Annotated in this window: 13 protein-coding genes; 6 read left to right on the forward strand and 7 right to left on the reverse strand. The window is 75.4% G+C overall.

Going from position 1 to position 16,298, the window contains the following annotated elements; genetic code table 11:
- Positions 1 to 100 precede the first annotated feature (100 nt).
- The 5 genes from Q3W71_RS26610 to Q3W71_RS26630 all read left to right on the forward strand — a co-directional run bounded on the left by Q3W71_RS26610 (position 101) and on the right by Q3W71_RS26630 (position 8,583).
- The gene (locus Q3W71_RS26610; protein ID WP_302922212.1) at positions 101 to 2,992 is read left to right on the forward strand and encodes a helix-turn-helix transcriptional regulator; all 2,892 of its coding nucleotides are present in this window, start codon (positions 101 to 103) and stop codon (positions 2,990 to 2,992) included.
- A gap of 106 nt (positions 2,993 to 3,098) precedes the next feature.
- Positions 3,099 to 3,869: a DUF5995 family protein gene (locus Q3W71_RS26615; RefSeq protein WP_302922213.1), complete on the forward strand. Its 771-nt coding sequence runs from the start codon at positions 3,099 to 3,101 to the stop codon at positions 3,867 to 3,869.
- Between the two features lie 324 nt (positions 3,870 to 4,193).
- The gene (locus Q3W71_RS26620) at positions 4,194 to 4,586 is read left to right on the forward strand and encodes a hypothetical protein (protein ID WP_302922214.1); all 393 of its coding nucleotides are present in this window, start codon (positions 4,194 to 4,196) and stop codon (positions 4,584 to 4,586) included.
- 144 nt (positions 4,587 to 4,730) lie between these two features.
- On the forward strand, positions 4,731 to 6,827 hold the full coding sequence (locus tag Q3W71_RS26625) for an amino acid transporter (RefSeq protein WP_302922215.1): 2,097 nt from the start codon (positions 4,731 to 4,733) through the stop codon (positions 6,825 to 6,827).
- Between the two features lie 187 nt (positions 6,828 to 7,014).
- Positions 7,015 to 8,583, forward strand: a complete 1,569-nt coding sequence (locus Q3W71_RS26630; RefSeq protein ID WP_302922216.1) for a right-handed parallel beta-helix repeat-containing protein — start codon at positions 7,015 to 7,017, stop codon at positions 8,581 to 8,583.
- 79 nt (positions 8,584 to 8,662) lie between these two features.
- Here the strand turns inward: Q3W71_RS26630 and Q3W71_RS26635 are convergent, their stop codons facing one another.
- The 3 genes from Q3W71_RS26635 to Q3W71_RS26645 all read right to left on the reverse strand — a co-directional run bounded on the left by Q3W71_RS26635 (position 8,663) and on the right by Q3W71_RS26645 (position 10,683).
- A complete protein-coding gene (locus Q3W71_RS26635) occupies positions 8,663 to 9,622 on the reverse strand; it encodes a TIGR03557 family F420-dependent LLM class oxidoreductase (protein WP_302922217.1) in 960 nt (319 codons plus the stop codon).
- A 64-nt stretch (positions 9,623 to 9,686) separates the two neighbouring features.
- Positions 9,687 to 10,340 (reverse strand): class I SAM-dependent methyltransferase, encoded by a 654-nt coding sequence (locus tag Q3W71_RS26640; protein ID WP_302922218.1) that lies wholly within the window; start codon positions 10,338 to 10,340, stop codon positions 9,687 to 9,689.
- Between the two features lie 136 nt (positions 10,341 to 10,476).
- Positions 10,477 to 10,683, reverse strand: a complete 207-nt coding sequence (locus tag Q3W71_RS26645; protein WP_302922219.1) for a hypothetical protein — start codon at positions 10,681 to 10,683, stop codon at positions 10,477 to 10,479.
- Positions 10,684 to 10,928: 245 nt separating this feature from the next.
- Between Q3W71_RS26645 and Q3W71_RS26650 the strand changes: the two genes are divergently transcribed.
- Positions 10,929 to 11,756, forward strand: a complete 828-nt coding sequence (locus Q3W71_RS26650; protein WP_302922220.1) for a hypothetical protein — start codon at positions 10,929 to 10,931, stop codon at positions 11,754 to 11,756.
- Positions 11,757 to 12,032: 276 nt separating this feature from the next.
- Here the strand turns inward: Q3W71_RS26650 and Q3W71_RS26655 are convergent, their stop codons facing one another.
- The 4 genes from Q3W71_RS26655 to Q3W71_RS26670 all read right to left on the reverse strand — a co-directional run bounded on the left by Q3W71_RS26655 (position 12,033) and on the right by Q3W71_RS26670 (position 15,946).
- Complete coding sequence (locus Q3W71_RS26655) at positions 12,033 to 13,073, reverse strand: hypothetical protein (RefSeq protein ID WP_302922221.1); 1,041 nt, start codon at positions 13,071 to 13,073, stop codon at positions 12,033 to 12,035.
- 233 nt (positions 13,074 to 13,306) lie between these two features.
- Positions 13,307 to 14,656 carry an NAD(P)/FAD-dependent oxidoreductase gene (locus Q3W71_RS26660; RefSeq protein WP_302922336.1) on the reverse strand — a complete coding sequence of 450 codons (1,350 nt, stop codon included), beginning with the start codon at positions 14,654 to 14,656 and terminating at the stop codon, positions 13,307 to 13,309.
- Positions 14,657 to 14,670: 14 nt separating this feature from the next.
- Complete coding sequence (locus Q3W71_RS26665) at positions 14,671 to 15,018, reverse strand: TcmI family type II polyketide cyclase (protein ID WP_302922222.1); 348 nt, start codon at positions 15,016 to 15,018, stop codon at positions 14,671 to 14,673.
- A 121-nt stretch (positions 15,019 to 15,139) separates the two neighbouring features.
- On the reverse strand, positions 15,140 to 15,946 hold the full coding sequence (locus Q3W71_RS26670) for a BTAD domain-containing putative transcriptional regulator (RefSeq protein ID WP_302922223.1): 807 nt from the start codon (positions 15,944 to 15,946) through the stop codon (positions 15,140 to 15,142).
- Between the last annotated feature and the right edge of the window lie 352 nt (positions 15,947 to 16,298).

Genomic DNA, 16,298 nt, shown 5'->3' on the forward strand with positions numbered 1-16,298 from the left:
CGGCCGTGCACAGCCTTTGGTCGCGATGTCGACGCGAGGAGTACCACACCCGCGTCCCGGCCGTAGAACGGTGCGGGGACCTGTGACTAGGCTGCGTGCCATGGCCAGCGATGTGGACACCGCACCGCTCGTCGGCCGGGCCGACCTGCTGACGGCGGTGCGGTCGGCGTTGCTCGACGACGTGGCGCCGGGGCACACCGCCGCGGTCTTCCTCACCGGTGAGAGCGGCGTGGGCAAGACCCGGCTGCTGCGCGAGGTGGGCGCCCGGCTGCGCGACGCCGGCGCCCTGGTGCTCACCGGTTCCTGTCTGGACATCGGCGACGCCTCGCCGCTGCACCCGCTGCTGCAGGCGCTGCGCCGCTTCGACGCCGAGCTGACCGCCGCGCACGCCCGTACCTCGCTGGCGGTACGCGGGCTGCTGCAGACCTTCGCCGACGAGACCGACGGCGCTGGCGCGCTGCTGGAGCGGGTCTCCCGGGGGCTGCACCTGATCGCCGAGGGGCGGCCGCTGGTGCTCGTCCTCGACGACCTGCAGTGGGTCGACCGGAGCACCCGTCAGCTGCTGCTCTACCTGCTGGCCGGGCTCGGCGACCTCCAGCTGTCGGTGCTGGCCGCGGTGCGGGCCGAGTCGTTGCAGGGCGCGCACCCGCTGCGCCGGGTGCTCACCGAGCTGCGCCGGCTGCGGTCGGTGCGGGTGCTCGACCTGGCCCCGCTGGACCGCCCCGACACCGAGCGGCTCGCCGCCGCCGTGGTCGGCCGCCCGCTGGCCCCCGAGGCGGCGGAGCAGATCTGGCGGCGCAGCGGCGGCAACCCGTTCGTCGTCGAGGAACTGGCCCGCGACCTGCGCGACGGGCGGGACGGGCTCTCCGACACGCTGCGCGAGATCTTCCTCGCCCGGGTGGACGCGCTGCCCCAGCCCGCGCACGCCGTGGTGCACGCGGTCGCCGCCGGCGTGGAACCGGTCGAGCACTGGCTGCTGGCCCGGGTGGTCCGGCAGCCCGAGGACGAGTTGATCGAGGCGGTTCGCGCGGCGGTCGCCCACCGGCTGCTGGTCGGCGCGGACGACGGTTACCGGCTGCGGCACCGGCTCGTCGCCGAGGTGCTGGAGCACGAGCTGCTGCCGGCCGAGCGGGCCGCGTTGCACCGCCGCTACGCCGAGGCGCTCACCGCGGCGCCGGCCGAGCTGCACCAGGCCCGGCTGGCACACCACTGGCGGCTGGCCGGCGAACCGGCGCGGGCGTTGCCGGCCGCGGTGGCCGCCGCCGAGGAGGCCGAACGGCTGCACGGCTACGCCGAGGCGCACCGGCACTGGTCGGTGGCGTTGCAGCTGGCCGACACCCCGGCTGGCGGGCCGGTGGCGGTGGACCGGGCCACCCTGCTCGAACACGCCGCCGAGGCGGCCCACCACTGCGGCGAGCACGCCCGGGCGCTGGCGCTGCTGGAGGAGCTGGTGGCCGCCGACGCCGGCGGATCCGCCTGCGCGCGGCACATCCGGCGGGCCCGCTACCTGGCCGCCGCCGGCCGTTCCGCCCCGGCCGAGGCCGAGTACCAGAAGGTGCTGGAGGCCGCCGACTGCACGCCCCGGGAGCGGGCCACCGCCGCCGCCCACCTGGCCGAGCTGCTGCTGCACCTGGGCCGGTACGCCGACGCCGGCCGGCGCGCCCGGGAGGCGCTGCGGCTGGCCGCGCGGGTGGAGGGCTCCACCTCCGAGGTGGTGCTGGCCAGCGCGGCGCTCGGCTTCTCCGAGGCGTACCTGGAGGATCCGGACGCCGGGCTGGCGGTGATGCGCGAGGCGCTGGAGACCGCCGAGCGGGCCGGCCGGCCGGAGGACGTGGCCTGCGCGTACCTGCACCTGGCGGAGCTGCTCACCGGGCCGCTGAACGTCCTGGAGGAGGGCGTGGTGGTGGCCCGCCGGGGCGCCGAGCGGGTGGCCGAGCTGGGGCTCGGCCGCACGTACGAGACGCGGCTGCTGGCCATCGCCACCAACGGGCTGTTCCGGGTCGGCCAGTGGGCCGAGGCGGAGAAGGTGGTCGCGGCGGCGCTGCGCCACCGCCCGTCCGGGGCCGACGCGGTGGAGCTGCTGCTGGCCCGGTGCCGCCTCTCCGTCGGCTACGGCGACATCGAGGCCGCCGACCGGGACCTCGACTCGGTGGCGACGGTGCTCGCCGGCGGCGGCGCCCGGCACGTGATCCCGCTGCTCACCCTGCGCGCCGGGCTGTCGATGTGGCAGGGCCGGCACGACCTGGCCCGGCAGGCGGTGCAGCGCGGGCTCACCGAGAGCCGCTCCGACGACGTGGGCATCCTCGCCGCGCTGGTCTGGCACGGCCTGCGGGCCGAGGCCGAGGCGCACGCCAGCCGTACCGTGGCGGTCGACCAGACAGCGGTCCGCCGGCTGCGCGAGGTCGCCGAGCGGGTGGCCCGCAAGAGCGAGCACGCCGCCCGCCCCGTCCGCGACGTGGTCGACGGCTTCCTGGCGCTCTGCGCCGCCGAGGTGAGCCGGCTCGACGGCAACGATCCGGAGCTGTGGGCCCGGTCGGTGGCCGAGTGGGACCGGCGCAACCACCCCTATCCGGCCGCCTACTCGCGGCTGCGGCAGGCCGAGGCGCTGCTGGCCCGGCGCAGCCGCAGCGCCACCGCTGGCAAGCTGCTGCAACAGGCGTACCAGGTGGCCCAGGGGCTCGGCGCGGTGCCGTTGACCTCGGAGATCCGTACCCTGGCCGGCCGGGCCCGGGTGCGCCTGGAGGAGCACGGCGCGGTCGGCGACGCCGGCGCGGCCGCCGGTCCGGACGGCGACGAGCTGGCGGTGCTGACCGCCCGGGAGCGCGAGGTGCTCGCCGCCGTGGCCGAGGGGTTGACCAACAAGGAGATCGGGCAGCGGCTGTTCATCAGCGAGCGGACCATCGGCGTGCACGTGTCGCACATCTTCGACAAGCTCCAGGTCCGCACCCGGGTCCAGGCCAGCGCGATCTACCTGCGTAGCCGGTCGGCCTGACGCGCGCGGTACGGATACGTCGTTCTACTGATCCGGCGGACCGCCGCCGGCTGGAAGGCTGTGCCGTGTCACCGACGGGGTCTGGCGCGGCGAGGTGGAGGAGAAGATGACGGAACCGGTTTGGGGGCCCGTGCACCGGGACATCGTCGACCTGCTCGCCGACCATCCGGCCGACGTGCCGGCGGTGGTGGACCACCTCACCAAGCTCCAGGATCTGCTGGTGCGGCTGCCTCCGCTGGAGGAGAGCTGCCCGCTGGCCGACTTCAACAAGCTCTACCTGACCATCACCACCAGCGTGCTGGACGGTCTCTACGACGACCGGTTCGCCGACCCGGTGTTCCTGTCCCGGCTCGACGTCGAGTTCGCGGCCCGCTACTTCGACGCGTTGCGGCTCTGGACGGACTCCAGCCCCGGCTGCCCCAAGGCCTGGTCGTGCCTGTTCGAGCGGATGCGCGGCCCGGACGCCCGGCCGCTGCCCTCGGCCGCCGCCGGGGTGAACGCGCACATCAACTTCGACCTGCCGTTCGCGCTGGTCACCACGTTCGACAGCCTGGAGTCGGAGCCGGTCGACGGCACCGACCAGCACCGCGACTACCTCGAGATCAACAACATCTTCGCCGACAAGATCCCGGGGCTGCGGCGCGGCTACCTGGACCGCTGGCAACTGCTCATCGACATGCTCAACGGCGACATCGACGACTGGTACCAGGGTGAACTGATCGAGTACACCCGCGACGTCGCCTGGCGCAACGCGCAGAAGATCTGGCGCTGCCGGCACGATCCGGCGGCCCACGAGTGCGAGCGCGCGCGGCTGGACGACAACGCCGCGCTGCTCGGTCGGCTGCTGCTCTCGCCCCTGGGGGCGTTCCTGCAGTAGCCGGGACGGGGGGTCCCCGCGCTCCGCCCACGTGGGGCGCGGGGACAGGTCCGCCGGCGGGTCGCCGGCCGGCACGGGGGGACCCGGCCGGACGATCCGCGAGGGGCGGCGGACGCGGAGGCATCGCGGCCGGGCCCGGGGGGTGCCCGCCGCGACCGTGGGGGAGGGCCGGCCGGCCGGGGGGTGTCGGCCGGCCCGCACGGGGTACGCGCGGGCCATGGACGTCCAGACCTGGCGCCGCCCCGCGGCGCGACCCCGCCCCCGACCCGACGCACCGCCCCGACCCGCCCGGCCGGGCGACGGGCGTCGCCGGGGTGGGGTCCGGTGACCCATCGGTTCGCCTTCCGGTTCGACGCGGTGTTCCGGCCGGCTCTCGCGCTGCTCGGCGTCCGGCCGGCGACCGCCTGGGTACGGGTCGACGACGCGGAGGTTCTCGTCCGGTTCGGCCCGTGGCGGCTGCGGACCGGCCGGGGCAACGTCACCGGGGTGGAGGTCGCCGGGCCGTACCGCTGGTGGCGGGCGATCGGCCCGCACGTGTCGCTCGCCGACGCCGGTGTCACGTTCGGCAGCACCTCCCGGGCCGGCGTCTGCCTGCGGTTCGCCGAACCGGTTCCGGCCCTGCTGCCCGGCGGCTGGTTGCGGCACCCGGGGGCCACGGTGACGGTCGCCGACCCGGACGGGCTGGCCCGGGCGCTGTCCGGCCCGGTGGCCCGCTGAGCCGTCCCGGTGACCCGCTGAGCCGTCCCGGCGTCCGGCCGGACCCGCCCCGGCGGGGACTCCGGCCGGCTTCGTCCGTTCCGCCCGGGCGGCGGCCGGGCACCGCCTACCGTCGGGGCAGGACGGCTGGGGGTGGGACGGGGGATGGCTGACGAGCAGCGGGGGAAGACGCGACGCCCGCGGGGCCGCCCGCAGCCGGCGTCCCGGGGCCCGGCGCCGGAGCTTCGTGCCGCACGCGACCCGACCCGGCCCGGCGACCGCGCGGGCCGTCGGGTCGACGTCCCGGAGCGGGTGGAGAACCTGGTGCGCCGGCGGGAGCCGGAGGGCCGGCTGCGCCGGTGGCTGTTCCAGCACCAGGTGCAGCCGCTCGGCCCGGAGACCACCGAGCGGCAGGCCCGGTCGCACGCCTGGTGGCAGGTGATGTGTCTGACCGGCGTGGACTACTTCTCGACGCTGTCCTACCTGCCCGGTATCGCGGCGGTGGCGGCCGGGGCGCTGTCCCCGCTGGCGACCCTGCTGATCGTGGCGCTCACCCTGTTCGGCATGCTCCCGATGTACCGGCGGGTGGCCCGGGAGAGCCCGCACGGGCAGGGCTCGGTGGCGATGCTGGAGCGGCTGCTGCCGTTCTGGCGGGGCAAGATCTTCGTCCTCGTCCTGCTCGGCTTCGTGGCCACCTCGTGGATCATCACGATCACCCTCTCCTCGGCCGACGCCACCGTGCACCTGCTGGAGAACCCGTACCTGCCGGCGGGGTTCGGCGGCCCGGTCGTGGCGGTGGCGGTGACCGTGTTCCTGCTGCTGGTGCTCGGCGGCGTGTTCCTGCTCGGGTTCCGCGAGGCGGTGGTGGTGGCGATCCCGCTGGTCGCGGTCTTCCTCGCCCTCAACGCGGTGATCGTGGCGGTCGGGGTGGCCGAGATCGTGGCGGACCCGGCCCGGCTGTCGGACTGGACCGCCGCGCTGACCGTCACCGGGGGGCCCGCCTCGGTGGCGCTGACCGCCGTGCTCGCCTTCCCGCTGCTGGTGCTGGGCCTGTCCGGCTTCGAGACCGGGGTGAGCATGATGCCGCTGGTGGCCGGCCGCGGCCCGGACCCGCAGGCGCGGCTGGCCGCCCGGATCCGCAACACCCGCAAGCTGCTCACCACCGCCGCGCTGATCATGTCGGTGTACCTGGTCGCCACCACCTTCGTCACCACTGTGTTGATTCCCGCCGAGGAGTTCGCGCCGGGCGGCGCGGCCAACGGGCGGGCGCTGGCGTTCGTCGCGCACGAGCACGTCGGCGAGGGCTTCGGCACGGTGTACGACATCAGCAGCATGCTGATCCTCTGGTTCGCCGGCGCCTCGGCGATGGCCGGCCTGATCAACATCGTGCCCCGCTACCTGCCCTCGTACGGGATGGCGCCCGAGTGGGCCCGCGCGGTGCGGCCCGTGGTGATCGTCTACACCCTGGTCTGCGTGGCCATCACGATCATCTTCCGGGCCGACGTGAACGCCCAGGCCGGCGCGTACGCCACCGGGATCCTCGCGATGATGGTCTCCGCCGCGGTGGCGGTGGCCATCTCCGCGGTCCGCCAGCACCGCCGGGGCCTGGCCACCGGCTTCACCGTGCTCGTCCTCGTGCTGCTCTACGCGCTGGTCGAGAACGTGATCGAGAAACCGGACGGGATCACCATCTCCGCCCTGTTCATCCTCGGCATCATCGCCGTCTCGCTGGTCTCCCGGGTCAGCCGCACCACCGAGCTGCGCGCCGAGCGGATCGAGTTCGACGAGCCGGCCCGGCGCTACATCCGCGAGTCGCTGGCGCACGACGGCCGGCTGCACCTGATCGCCAACAAGCGCGACAGCGGCGCGGTCAAGGAGTACACCGTCAAGGAGCGCGCGCAGCGCGGGATGAACCCGGTGCCGGGCGCGGCCGACGTGCTCTTCCTGGAGATCGACGTGGTCGACCCGTCCGGGTTCAGCCAGGTGCTGCGGGTGCACGGCGTGGAGGTCGGCGGGTTCCGGGTGCTGCGGGCCAGCAGCCCGGCCGCCCCGAACGCCATCGCGGCGATCCTGCTCGCCCTGCGCGACGCCACCGGGGTGCGGCCGCACGCGCACTTCGAGTGGTCGGAGGGGAGCCCGGTCGCCCACCTGCTGCGCTACCTGATCCTCGGTCGCGGCGACACCCCGCCGGTGGTCCGGGAGATCCTGCGCCGCTCGGAGCCCGATCCCACCCGCCGGCCCGGCATCCACGTGGGTGGTTGACCGACGGCTGGCCGCGGGCTTTCGGTCCCCCTGGGGTAGATGAAGGCGAACGGCGCTTTTATTCATGTTCGACGGACTTGTCCGTTTAACGACCGTATCGTGACCTTCGGTGGCTGCGGCGAGCCAGCCACCCCGCGCCCGTTGCGGGGCGGCCGTGTCATCCACGCACGAGAGGCAGGGAAGCGTCATGTCCACCTACCAGGGGAGCGGGCGGCCAGCACGACCCAGGCGACGATCCCGGTGGTTCTTAGCCGGCGGTGTCGTGGCGGGCAGCCTGGTGGTCGGCGCGGGGCTCACCGCAGGCGTGGCGAGCGCCGCCGACCAGCGGCCCGCCGCCGGCGACCAGGGCCGGCCCGCGCTGGTGCGCAACGGCGACACCGACCCGAACCGCGCCGGCGAGCGACCGGACGACGTGCGCAGCGGCTGGGAGCGGGCCGCCGGAGGCGACCCGCAGGAGTCGCGCCGCACCGGGGACGACCGGCAGCGGCACCGCGACGGCGGTGGCAACCGGTGGCACCGGGAACCGGTCGCGGTGCCGTGCGACTCCGCCCGGCTCATCGCGGCGCTGGTACGGGTCAACGCCGAGGGCGGCGGCACGATCCGGCTCGCGCCGGAGTGCACCTACCCGCTCACCCACGCGTTCCGCCAGCCCGACCAGTACGACGGCGGGATCCGCGACGCCCGGGAGGCCGCCGACACGGCGGAGAACCCCGGTGACGCCGAGGCGCCGCCCCGCAACCCGGCCGACGACAAGGCCGGCCTGCCGGTGATCTACCACCCGGTGACCATCGAGGGCTCCGGCGCCACCATCGTCCGGAAGACCGACGCCGAGGCGTTCCGGTTCTTCACCGTCCGCGACGGCGGGGAGTTGACGCTGCGCGACGTCGTCCTGCGCAACGGCCGGTCGGCCGCCGAGGGCGGCGCCATCCACGTCGTGCACGGCGCGTCGGCCGTCGTCGAGCGCACCACGATCACGCACAGCGTCTCGCTCTCGGCGGAGGGCGGCGGTGGCGCCATCTTCAACGACGGCAACATGGTGGTCGACGAGAGCACCTTCGTGGCGAACAACGCGGCCGGCAAGGCGGGCAAGGGCGGCGGGTTCCTCAACGGCGGCGTCCTCACCATGCACCGCTCCGAGTTCCGCGACAACAGCGCCGTCGCGTACGGCGGCGGGTTGGCCAACTACCGGGGCGCGGCCGAGGTGCAGGGCAGCACCTTCGCGCACAACACCGCCACCCACGGCGGTGGCGTGGCCAGCTTCTCGGCCCGGACCCGGGTCACGGACACCAAGGTCCTCGGCAACACCGCCCAGGTCGGTGGCGGCCTGGCCAACTCGGACGCGGTGCTGTTCCTGCGCCGCCTCACGGTGCGGGACAACACCGCCACCGGCAACGGCGGCGGGATCTCCACCTTCCAGGGGCTGGTCCCGCTCGACGACAGCGTCGTGGCCGGCAACACCGCGCGCGGCAACGGCGGCGGCCTCTACGCCGAGAAGTCCAACCTGCTGGTGCGGCAGAGCGAGGTGAGCCACAACGGCGCCGTCGGCGCCCGGTCCACCGGCGGCGGCATCTTCGCCGCCCTCGGGCAGCTCACGCTCTACCGCAGCGAGGTGATCCGCAACGGCGCGACCGGCGCGCCGGGCGGCATCCACGCCGACCGGGCGCGGGTGACGGTCGACGACGAGACCGACGTCATCGAGAACCGGCCCACCAACTGCGCGGGCTCCCGGGTGCCGGTCACCCACTGCTTCCGCTGACCGCGACCATCGGCTCCGCCCATCCGCGGCCCGCTGGGGACGATCCTCCGATCGCCCCGGCGGGCCGCCCCCGTCCGGCTCAGCCGAGCGCGCGCAGCCGACCGGCCAGCTCGGCGGCGAAGAAGTCCAGGAAGCCGTCCGGGTCCGGGCCGGCGTTCTGCAGCACGATGTGGTCGAAGCCGGCCTCGAGGTACGGCCGCACCGCCTGGACGTGCGCCTCCGGGTCGGGGCCGACGGCGAACAACTCGCGGACGTGCCGCTCCTCCACGTACGAGCTGGCGGCGTCGAAGTTGACCGGGTTGGGCAGCTCGCTCATCACCTTCCAGCCGGTGACCATCCAGCGGCTGGTCTGCAGCACCGCCTGCACCGCCTGCCCCTCGTCGGTGGCCCAGGCCAGCGGCACCTCCGCGTACCGGGGGCCCTGCCCGCCGGCCGAGCGGTAGTGCTCGACGATCGACCCCTTCGGCTCGGTGGCGAACAGCCCGTCGCCCAGCTCGGCGGCGAGCGCGGCGGAGTCCGGGCCGCTGGCCGCCACCGCGATCACCGGCGGGGTGTCCGGCAGGTCGAAGACCCGGGCGTCCTCCAGCTGCAGGTGCTTGCCCTCGTACGACTGGTAGCCGCCCTGCCAGAGCAGCCGGATGATCTCCAGCGCCTCGCGGAGCCGCTCGTGCCGTCCGCGCACGCTCGGGAAGCCCTGCCCGACCACGTGCTCGTTGAGCCGCTCGCCGGCGCCCACGCCGAGGGTGAACCGGCCGTCGGAGATCAGGGCCAGGGTGGCGGCGGCCTGGGCGATGATCGCCGGGTGGTAGCGGACAGTGGGGCAGGTGACGCCGGTGGCCAGCCGCAGGGTGGTGGTCCGGGCGGCGATGGCGCCCAGCACGCTCCAGGCGAACGACGAGTGGCCCTGGACGTCGAGCCACGGGTGGAAGTGGTCGCTCATCTCGACGAAGTCGAAGCCGACCTGCTCGGCGCGGACCGCCTGCCGGATCATCTCCTGCGGTCCGTAGCCCTCCGCGGCGAGCTTGTAGCCGATCTGCATCCCGTGCCCCCGTCCGTACGCCGTTCGGAGCAACGCCCGTTCCCCGCCCGGCCGGCGGCAAACGTCACCCGGCGGGGCGCCGTACCAGCAGGTAGCAGCGTTCGCTGGCGTGCTCCCGGTCGGGGTCCGGCTGGCGGTCCAGCCGCGCGGTGAGGGTGAGCCCGGCCCGGGCGAGGGCGGCCACCTCGGCGGCCGGGTCGAGGAACCGGAAGGTCAGCGCGACCGGGTGCCCCCACCAGTCGGTGTGCGTGCGGGCCTGTCCGGACGGGGTCTCCGCGTCGCGGGTGTGGAAGGCGATCAGGGCGCTGCCGCCGGGGCGCAGCACCCGGGCGAACTCGGCGTAGGCGGCGGCCCGCCCGGGCGCGTCGAGGTGGATCACCGCGTACAGGCAGACGATCGCCGCCACCGCGGCGGACCGGACCGGCAGCGCGGTCATGTCCGCTACGCAGCAGGGCAACCCGGTGGCGCGGGTGGCCAGCGCGCACATCGCCGGCGACAGGTCCAGGCCCACCGGCCGCGCGCCGCGCCCGGCCAGCTCGGCCGCCGCCTGGCCGGGCCCGCAGCCCACGTCCAGCACCGGCCCGCCGGCGCCGAACTCGGCCAGCGCGGCGAGCAGCGCCCGGTCCAGCGGCTTGCCGGTCAGCTCGTCGCCGATCTCCGTCGCGTACCGGTCGGCCACCCGGTCGTAGCTGTGTCGGGTCTCGGTCGTCTCGGACATGGTGACCAGTCTGGACCGTCCGCCCCGGCCCGGCTGTCCCGGCCGGTCACCGTGGCCGGGCCGGTCCGGCGGAGGTGACCTGCCGGACCCGGACGCACGACGGCCCGCGCCGGAGCGCGGGCCGGGGCGGGACGTCCTACCGGGACGGCTCGGGCAGCTCGCAGTCGACCTTCGGGTTGGCGCCGATGTAGTTCAGCGGTCCGGCCACGATGGTCACCAGGATGGTGCCGGCCTCCGCGCAGTTCGTGTCGTCGTCGCCGTAGTAGCCGCGCTGACCGGCGGCGATCGCGCCGATGATCAGCCAGATCACGACCAGGACTCCGACTATCGAGGTGCCGCGCATGACTGCCTCCAGGGGTGGTGGGTTTCGAGGTGCAGGCGTTGTACCCAATCGCGTCGACCGGCTAACGGCGCCGCCGATCGGCGGACCCGACCGTCCGTCCGTCCGGCGCGGCCGGCCGGTGGTACGGCGGGGGGATCGGCCGCCCGCACCGGCTCCGGCCGGTCGACTATCGGATCGAGGACCGACCCGCGTGCCCGGCCCTGCGGGGGACGTACAACTGCCCCACGGCCCGCCGAGGAGGATCCATGGGCGCCTGGACACCGCACCTGTTCATCGACCGTGCCGAGGACGTCGCCGTGGCGGCCCGCGCCCTCGCCGACGGCGCGGTCGTCGCGGTCGCCTTCGCGAACTTCTACGCCATCGTCACCCGGCCGGACGCCGCCACCGTGCGCCGGGTCAACCTCGCCAAAGGCCGGCCGGCCGGCCAGGTCGGCAGCATCGTCGCCACGCCCGCCCGGATAGCCGGCATGTTCGACTGGTCGCTGGTGCCGCACCGGCTGCCGCAGCGGCGGGTCCGCCTGCTGATGGACGCCCTCTACGGCGCCGGCCCGTTCGGCTTCCGCGGGCCGGCCGCCAGCGGGCTGCCCGCCCACCTGACCCAGCACGACCGTGGGGTACGCACCACCCAGGTGATCGCGCCCGGGCTGGTCTGCCCGTCAAACGCCTTTCTCGCCCGGGCCGCCGCCGAGACCGGGGTGGGCCACCTCTACATCACCTCGGCCAACCGGTCCCGGCACCGCACCGGCGCCGACGAGGAGCCCGCGCACTGGCGGGCCGAGGGCATCGTGGCGGACTTCGCCCACCTCGACGACCTGGTCGTGCTCGCGCACCGGGACGAGGCGGCGGCCCGGGCCGGGTATCCGGCGCACCTGCCGACCTCGGTGACCCTGCTGTCGTTCCACGACCCCGCGGGCGACCCGGAGGAACCGCCGGTGCTCACCGTGGACCGGCACGGGTCGCTGCACGTCGACGAGGTACGCCGGGCGGCCGCGCCGCTCGGGCTCCAGGTACGCCTCGGCACCGGCGCCGGACGGCGCCTGCGGGTCCGCCCGTACGCCGAGGCGCTGGTGTGACCGCTCTCGTGGTCCGCACACCACCGTGGATGTCCCCGCGATGCCGCGCCGGCGCGCGGCGGTTGGTGTCGGCCCGGTCCGACCGTCAGGCGGCGACCGGGTCAGTGCGGCGGTGACGGCGCCTCCGGCGGCTTGCCGCGGGATGAGGGCGAGGGCGACCACGCGTCCGGTATGCGGCTTTAGCTGGAGTGGGCCGGGGCCCCGTGACGGACGCGGCCGGCGGGCGCCGCGGTCGCGGCCCGGCGGTCGGTTCGTCGACCGCCGGGCCGCGAGCGGTCAGGCGTCGTCGCCGCCGGCGGGCAGGACGGTGGCCGCCTCCGGCGCGCCGGCCAGCACCTTGGCCTGCTGGGGCCAGGTGGCGAGGCCGGGCGCGGCGCGCAGCCCGGCGGCCCGGATGAGGTCCCGCAGGCCCGCCTCGTCCAGTTCGGCCAGTTGCCGGTAGGTCCGCACGCCGGCGGCCTGCAACGCGGCCGCCATCTTCGGCCCGACCCCCTGGATGCGGCGGAAGTCGTCGGCCGGCTCGGCGTCCCCGGCTGCCTCCGCGGCCGGCGCGGGCGCGGGCACCGGCCGCACCGGCGGCGTGGCGACGGCCGGCCGCGCCGGCGGCTCGGCGGTCACCGGCTCGTCCGACCCGGCCGGGACGGGCTCGTTGGCCGCGACGGGCTCGGCGGCCGGGTCGACCGCGACGGGCTTGCCGGCCGGATCGGCGGCGACGGGCTCGGCGACCGGGTCGGCCGCGACCGGCTCGGCGTCGGTGCCGGCGGTCGTGCCCGGCTCGGCCGCGTCGGCGGTGCCGGCCCGCTCGGCGGCCGGCGCCGGCCGCTGCGCGACCACGGCCGGCTCGTCGGTGCCGGAGTGGTCGACGTCGGGCACGCTGACCGGCACCTCGTCCTCGGAACCGACCTCGCCGTCGCGGGCGGCCCGCTCCGTCACCAGGGCGGCGTCGGCCTCGGCCGGCTCGCCGGCGCGGTCGACTGTGGACGCCGGGCCGTCGGTGAGCGCCATGTCCGCCGGGTCCACGGTGCTGGCCGCCGGGGCGGCCGGGCCGGGCTGCGCCGGTACGGTGTCGACCGGCCCGGGTTGCTCGGCGACCGCGGCCGGGGCCGGGTCGACGGTCGCCTCGGGCTGCACGTTATCGGTGGTGGCGGCGGGCGCCGGCTCGGCCACCACGGCCGTCATGCCGCCGGGGGCGGCACCGTCCACACTGGGCGAGCCGGTGGCCGCTGCGTCGCGCCGGCCGCGCAGCACCCAGCCGGCGGCCAGGCCCACCAGCAGAGCCACGATCAGTATCAGCCAGTGCCCGAAAGACCACGCCACGGCAAACCTCCCTCTCGTTCCGTCGGAATCTCGCGAGAAAAACTCGCCGCAGCTTCGCACACGCGTGATCCGGACGACAGGGAGGCTCGGCATCCGTCCGCGCCGGTGGGACGGGCCCTACCGGTGGTGCCGGCCGGGCGACGGACGGTGTCGGGGCGGCCGGGCGCGCCGCCGGGGCGGGCAGCCGGACGACCCCGGCGCCGCCGGGCGCCGGGGTCGTGCCGGGACGGCGGTCAGTCCTCCTCGCCCCGGTAGGTGTAGAAGTCGTCGACGAACTTGCGCCGCAGCCGGGGCACCCGGCTGGTGACCGTGAAGTAGCCCCGGGCGCCGAGCAGCGCGAGCCGGCCGAACACCGGGTGGTACATCCGGTCGTCGCCGTTGGTGCCGCTGCGGTTCAGCGAGTCGGCGACCCGGGCGAACCCGTACGGCACCATCACCGTCTCGTAGTCGGCGACCGCCTGCACCAGCGTCTTGTCGCCGGCCGCGGCCAGCCTGAGCTGCCGGCAGAGCAGGGCGGCGTCGCGCAGGGCGGTGTTCGCGCCCACCCCGCGGCCGGGGGTCATGGTGTGGATGGCGTCACCGAGCAGCGTCACGGTGCTGCTCTTCCACGGCGGCACCGGCTCCGACGTGCTCACCCTGATCGGCAGGGCGCTGTCCGGGTCGCCGCAGGCCAGCAGCTCACGCAGGTGGGGGTGCCAGCCGCGGGTGAGTTGCAGGGCGAGCCGGATCAACTCCTCGCCCCGGCGGCGCATCACGTCGGCGGGGAACCGGCGGGCGGTGCTCCAGATGACCAGGTTGATGTTGTCGCGGGTGGGGTCGTGCGCCAGGCCCGGCCAGCGGGCCAGCACCGCCGCGTCGGCCGCGCCGACCTCCGGCTTCACGGCGCCGTCGCGGTCCCACTTGAACTCCATCACGTGCAGCACGCCCATCATCCCGCCGGCGCCGAAGATCAGCGAGATGCCCCGCCGGATCCGTTCCGGCAGCAGGCCACGGGTGTGCGGGGTGAGCGGGATCCGGGTGGCGATGTTGATGGTGCCGGCGTCCCGGGTGACCGCGTGCGGCAGGTACTGGCGGCGCACCGCCGAGTGGGTGCCGTCCGCGGCGACCAGCAGGTCTCCGGTGGCGGTGCTGCCGTCGGCGAAGTGGGCGGTGACGGTGCCGTCGTCGCGCTGCTCGTAGCGGGTGAAGGTCTTGTCGAAGTGCACCACGTCCTCCATCCCGGTGAGCAGGACCTGGCGCAGCGTCATCCGGGCCACCGAGCGTTCGGTGTCGACCGGGTCGGTGTCCGGCCGCAGCTCGAACGACGCCGTCTGGCGCATCCGTTGGCTGATGACGTTGAAGTACCGCGGCGACGTGGCGCAGGTGGCGAGGTAGGTGTCGAACAGTTCCGGCGGCAGGCACTCGCGCAGCGCCCGGCTGCCGGTCGGTCCGATGCCGACCCGGTAGCCGAGCAGCCCCTCGCCGCGGGTGCGGTACCGCTCGTAGACGGCGACGCTGATCCCGGCCCGGCGCAGCCCGTGCGCCAGGCAGAGTCCGCCGGTGCCGGCGCCGATCACCAGGACGTGCGGGGTGCGGGCGGCCATCGTGATCGGCCCGCTCACCCGGCCGGTCGCGGCGCGGGCGCCGGCGCCGCGTCCCACCGGTAGAAGCAGCCGGCGATGGCGTCCCGCGGCGAACGCCAGGTCGGCAGGTACGGCGAGGTGTGCGCCGAGAGCCGCTCGTTGACCTGCCGGTAGAGCGGGTGGTTGCGCGCCTCCGCCAGCGCGTCCGGGTCGACCTCCGCGGTCTCCATCAGGTGTACGCACAGGTCGTGCAGGCAGTACAGGGACCGGTGCCGGACGCCGGTCAGGGTGGGCAGTTCGGTCGCGTCGGACTCGGCGAAGATCTGCGCCACCCGTCCCTCCGCACCCGGGATGATCCTGCTGACGATCAGTAGACGGCTCATGGGACCCCTCTCCCCGGTGACGCTCCCACCGGGAGCGGCCACGGACACCTGTGCCGCCCACCCTGCCCGCCGCCCTGTCACCCGGCCGTCACCCGCGCCGTACCGACGATGACGGGCCGGTTCAGCGGGTCGCGCCGCGGGTGGCCGGGTCGCGGCGGGGGCGGGGCCCGGCGTCGCCGCTGGCCTGCCGGATCGGCCCGAGGGTGTCGGCGAGCAGGGCGCTCATCGCCGCCGACGGCTCCAGGTGCAGCTCCCGGCGCAGCAGGTCCCGGTAGACGTAGAAGGCGTGCACCGCCTCGAAGGCGTTGCCCTCGGCGAGGTGGATCCGCACCACCAACCGGTGCGGGGTCTCCCGCAGCGGCTCGGCGGCCATCGCCTCCAGGGCGGCCTCCAGCGCCTCGCCGTGCCGGCCGGCCGCCAGGTGCTGGCACGCCACCTGCTCCAGCATGTGCAGCCGCAGCTGGCGCAGCCGTTCCCGCTCCAGCAGCACCCAGTCGTCGTACCAGCCGGGGAGCAGGTCGTGCCGGCCGGCGCAGAGCGCCCCGGCGGCGCTGCCCGGGTCGTCGCCGTCGCGTACCCGGGCGGCCGTGCCGACCAGCTCGTCCACGTCGACCCGCACCACCGGGTCGAGGCGCACCGTGTCACCGCTGGTGTCCAGCGGGCAGCACGGATCCTGGCGCAGCCGCCACAGCGCCGTCCGCAGCGAGGAGAGCGCCCGCTCCTCCGGCGCGTCCGGCCAGAGCAGGCCGGCCAGGTTGCTGCGGGTGGCTCCCGGCCGCAGCCCGATCAGCGCGATGACCCGCTGCAGGCCGCGCGGCACCACCACCGGCGCGTCGGCGTGCAGCAGGCGGAAGCCGCCGAGCAGGTGCAGCGAGATGCCGGCGCCGGGACGCCCCCCGGCGGTCGGCACGGACGGATCAGCGGCCACGCGGCACCCCCTGCGGAACGCTCGTCCCGACTGTCTGCTGTGTCCCCGGCGCGGCCGCCCGTGACGCCACTGTCGACCTCGCTCCGGCGCCGGCGGCGCGCGGCGCCGGCCGGGGTGACCGCGACGAAGATTATCAATAACGATTACGCTCGGTCAACACGACGGTCGATGATCCGACGCTCGCTGGTGACCATGAGAGCCACTCTGAACTGCTGTTATGCCGGCGCGCCGGGAGGTGTTCCGGTCAGCTGATGGACAGCGAATACACAGCTTGCGTCAACGCACCGTCACCACGCCGCGTCGTCCGTCGGCGATGCCCGGTGACGGTCGCGTGACGCCGCCGGGCGCACCG

This window comes from Micromonospora sp. C28SCA-DRY-2 (assembly GCF_030519475.1).
In the GTDB taxonomy this organism is placed as follows: Bacteria; Actinomycetota; Actinomycetes; order Mycobacteriales; family Micromonosporaceae; genus Micromonospora.

Bases quoted from the DNA above. Each gene is read 5' to 3' on its own strand.
- Q3W71_RS26665 (WP_302922222.1), bottom strand. From the start codon at position 15,018: ATGAGCCGTCTACTGATCGTCAGCAGGATCATCCCGGGTGCGGAGGGA.
- Q3W71_RS26640 (WP_302922218.1), bottom strand. From the start codon at position 10,340: ATGTCCGAGACGACCGAGACCCGACACAGCTACGACCGGGTGGCCGAC.
- Q3W71_RS26645 (WP_302922219.1), bottom strand. From the start codon at position 10,683: ATGCGCGGCACCTCGATAGTCGGAGTCCTGGTCGTGATCTGGCTGATC.
- Q3W71_RS26625 (WP_302922215.1), top strand. From the start codon at position 4,731: ATGGCTGACGAGCAGCGGGGGAAGACGCGACGCCCGCGGGGCCGCCCG.
- Q3W71_RS26650 (WP_302922220.1), top strand. From the start codon at position 10,929: ATGGGCGCCTGGACACCGCACCTGTTCATCGACCGTGCCGAGGACGTC.
- Q3W71_RS26615 (WP_302922213.1), top strand. From the start codon at position 3,099: ATGACGGAACCGGTTTGGGGGCCCGTGCACCGGGACATCGTCGACCTG.
- Q3W71_RS26635 (WP_302922217.1), bottom strand. From the start codon at position 9,622: ATGCAGATCGGCTACAAGCTCGCCGCGGAGGGCTACGGACCGCAGGAG.
- Q3W71_RS26630 (WP_302922216.1), top strand. From the start codon at position 7,015: ATGTCCACCTACCAGGGGAGCGGGCGGCCAGCACGACCCAGGCGACGA.
- Q3W71_RS26610 (WP_302922212.1), top strand. From the start codon at position 101: ATGGCCAGCGATGTGGACACCGCACCGCTCGTCGGCCGGGCCGACCTG.
- Q3W71_RS26660 (WP_302922336.1), bottom strand. From the start codon at position 14,656: ATGGCCGCCCGCACCCCGCACGTCCTGGTGATCGGCGCCGGCACCGGC.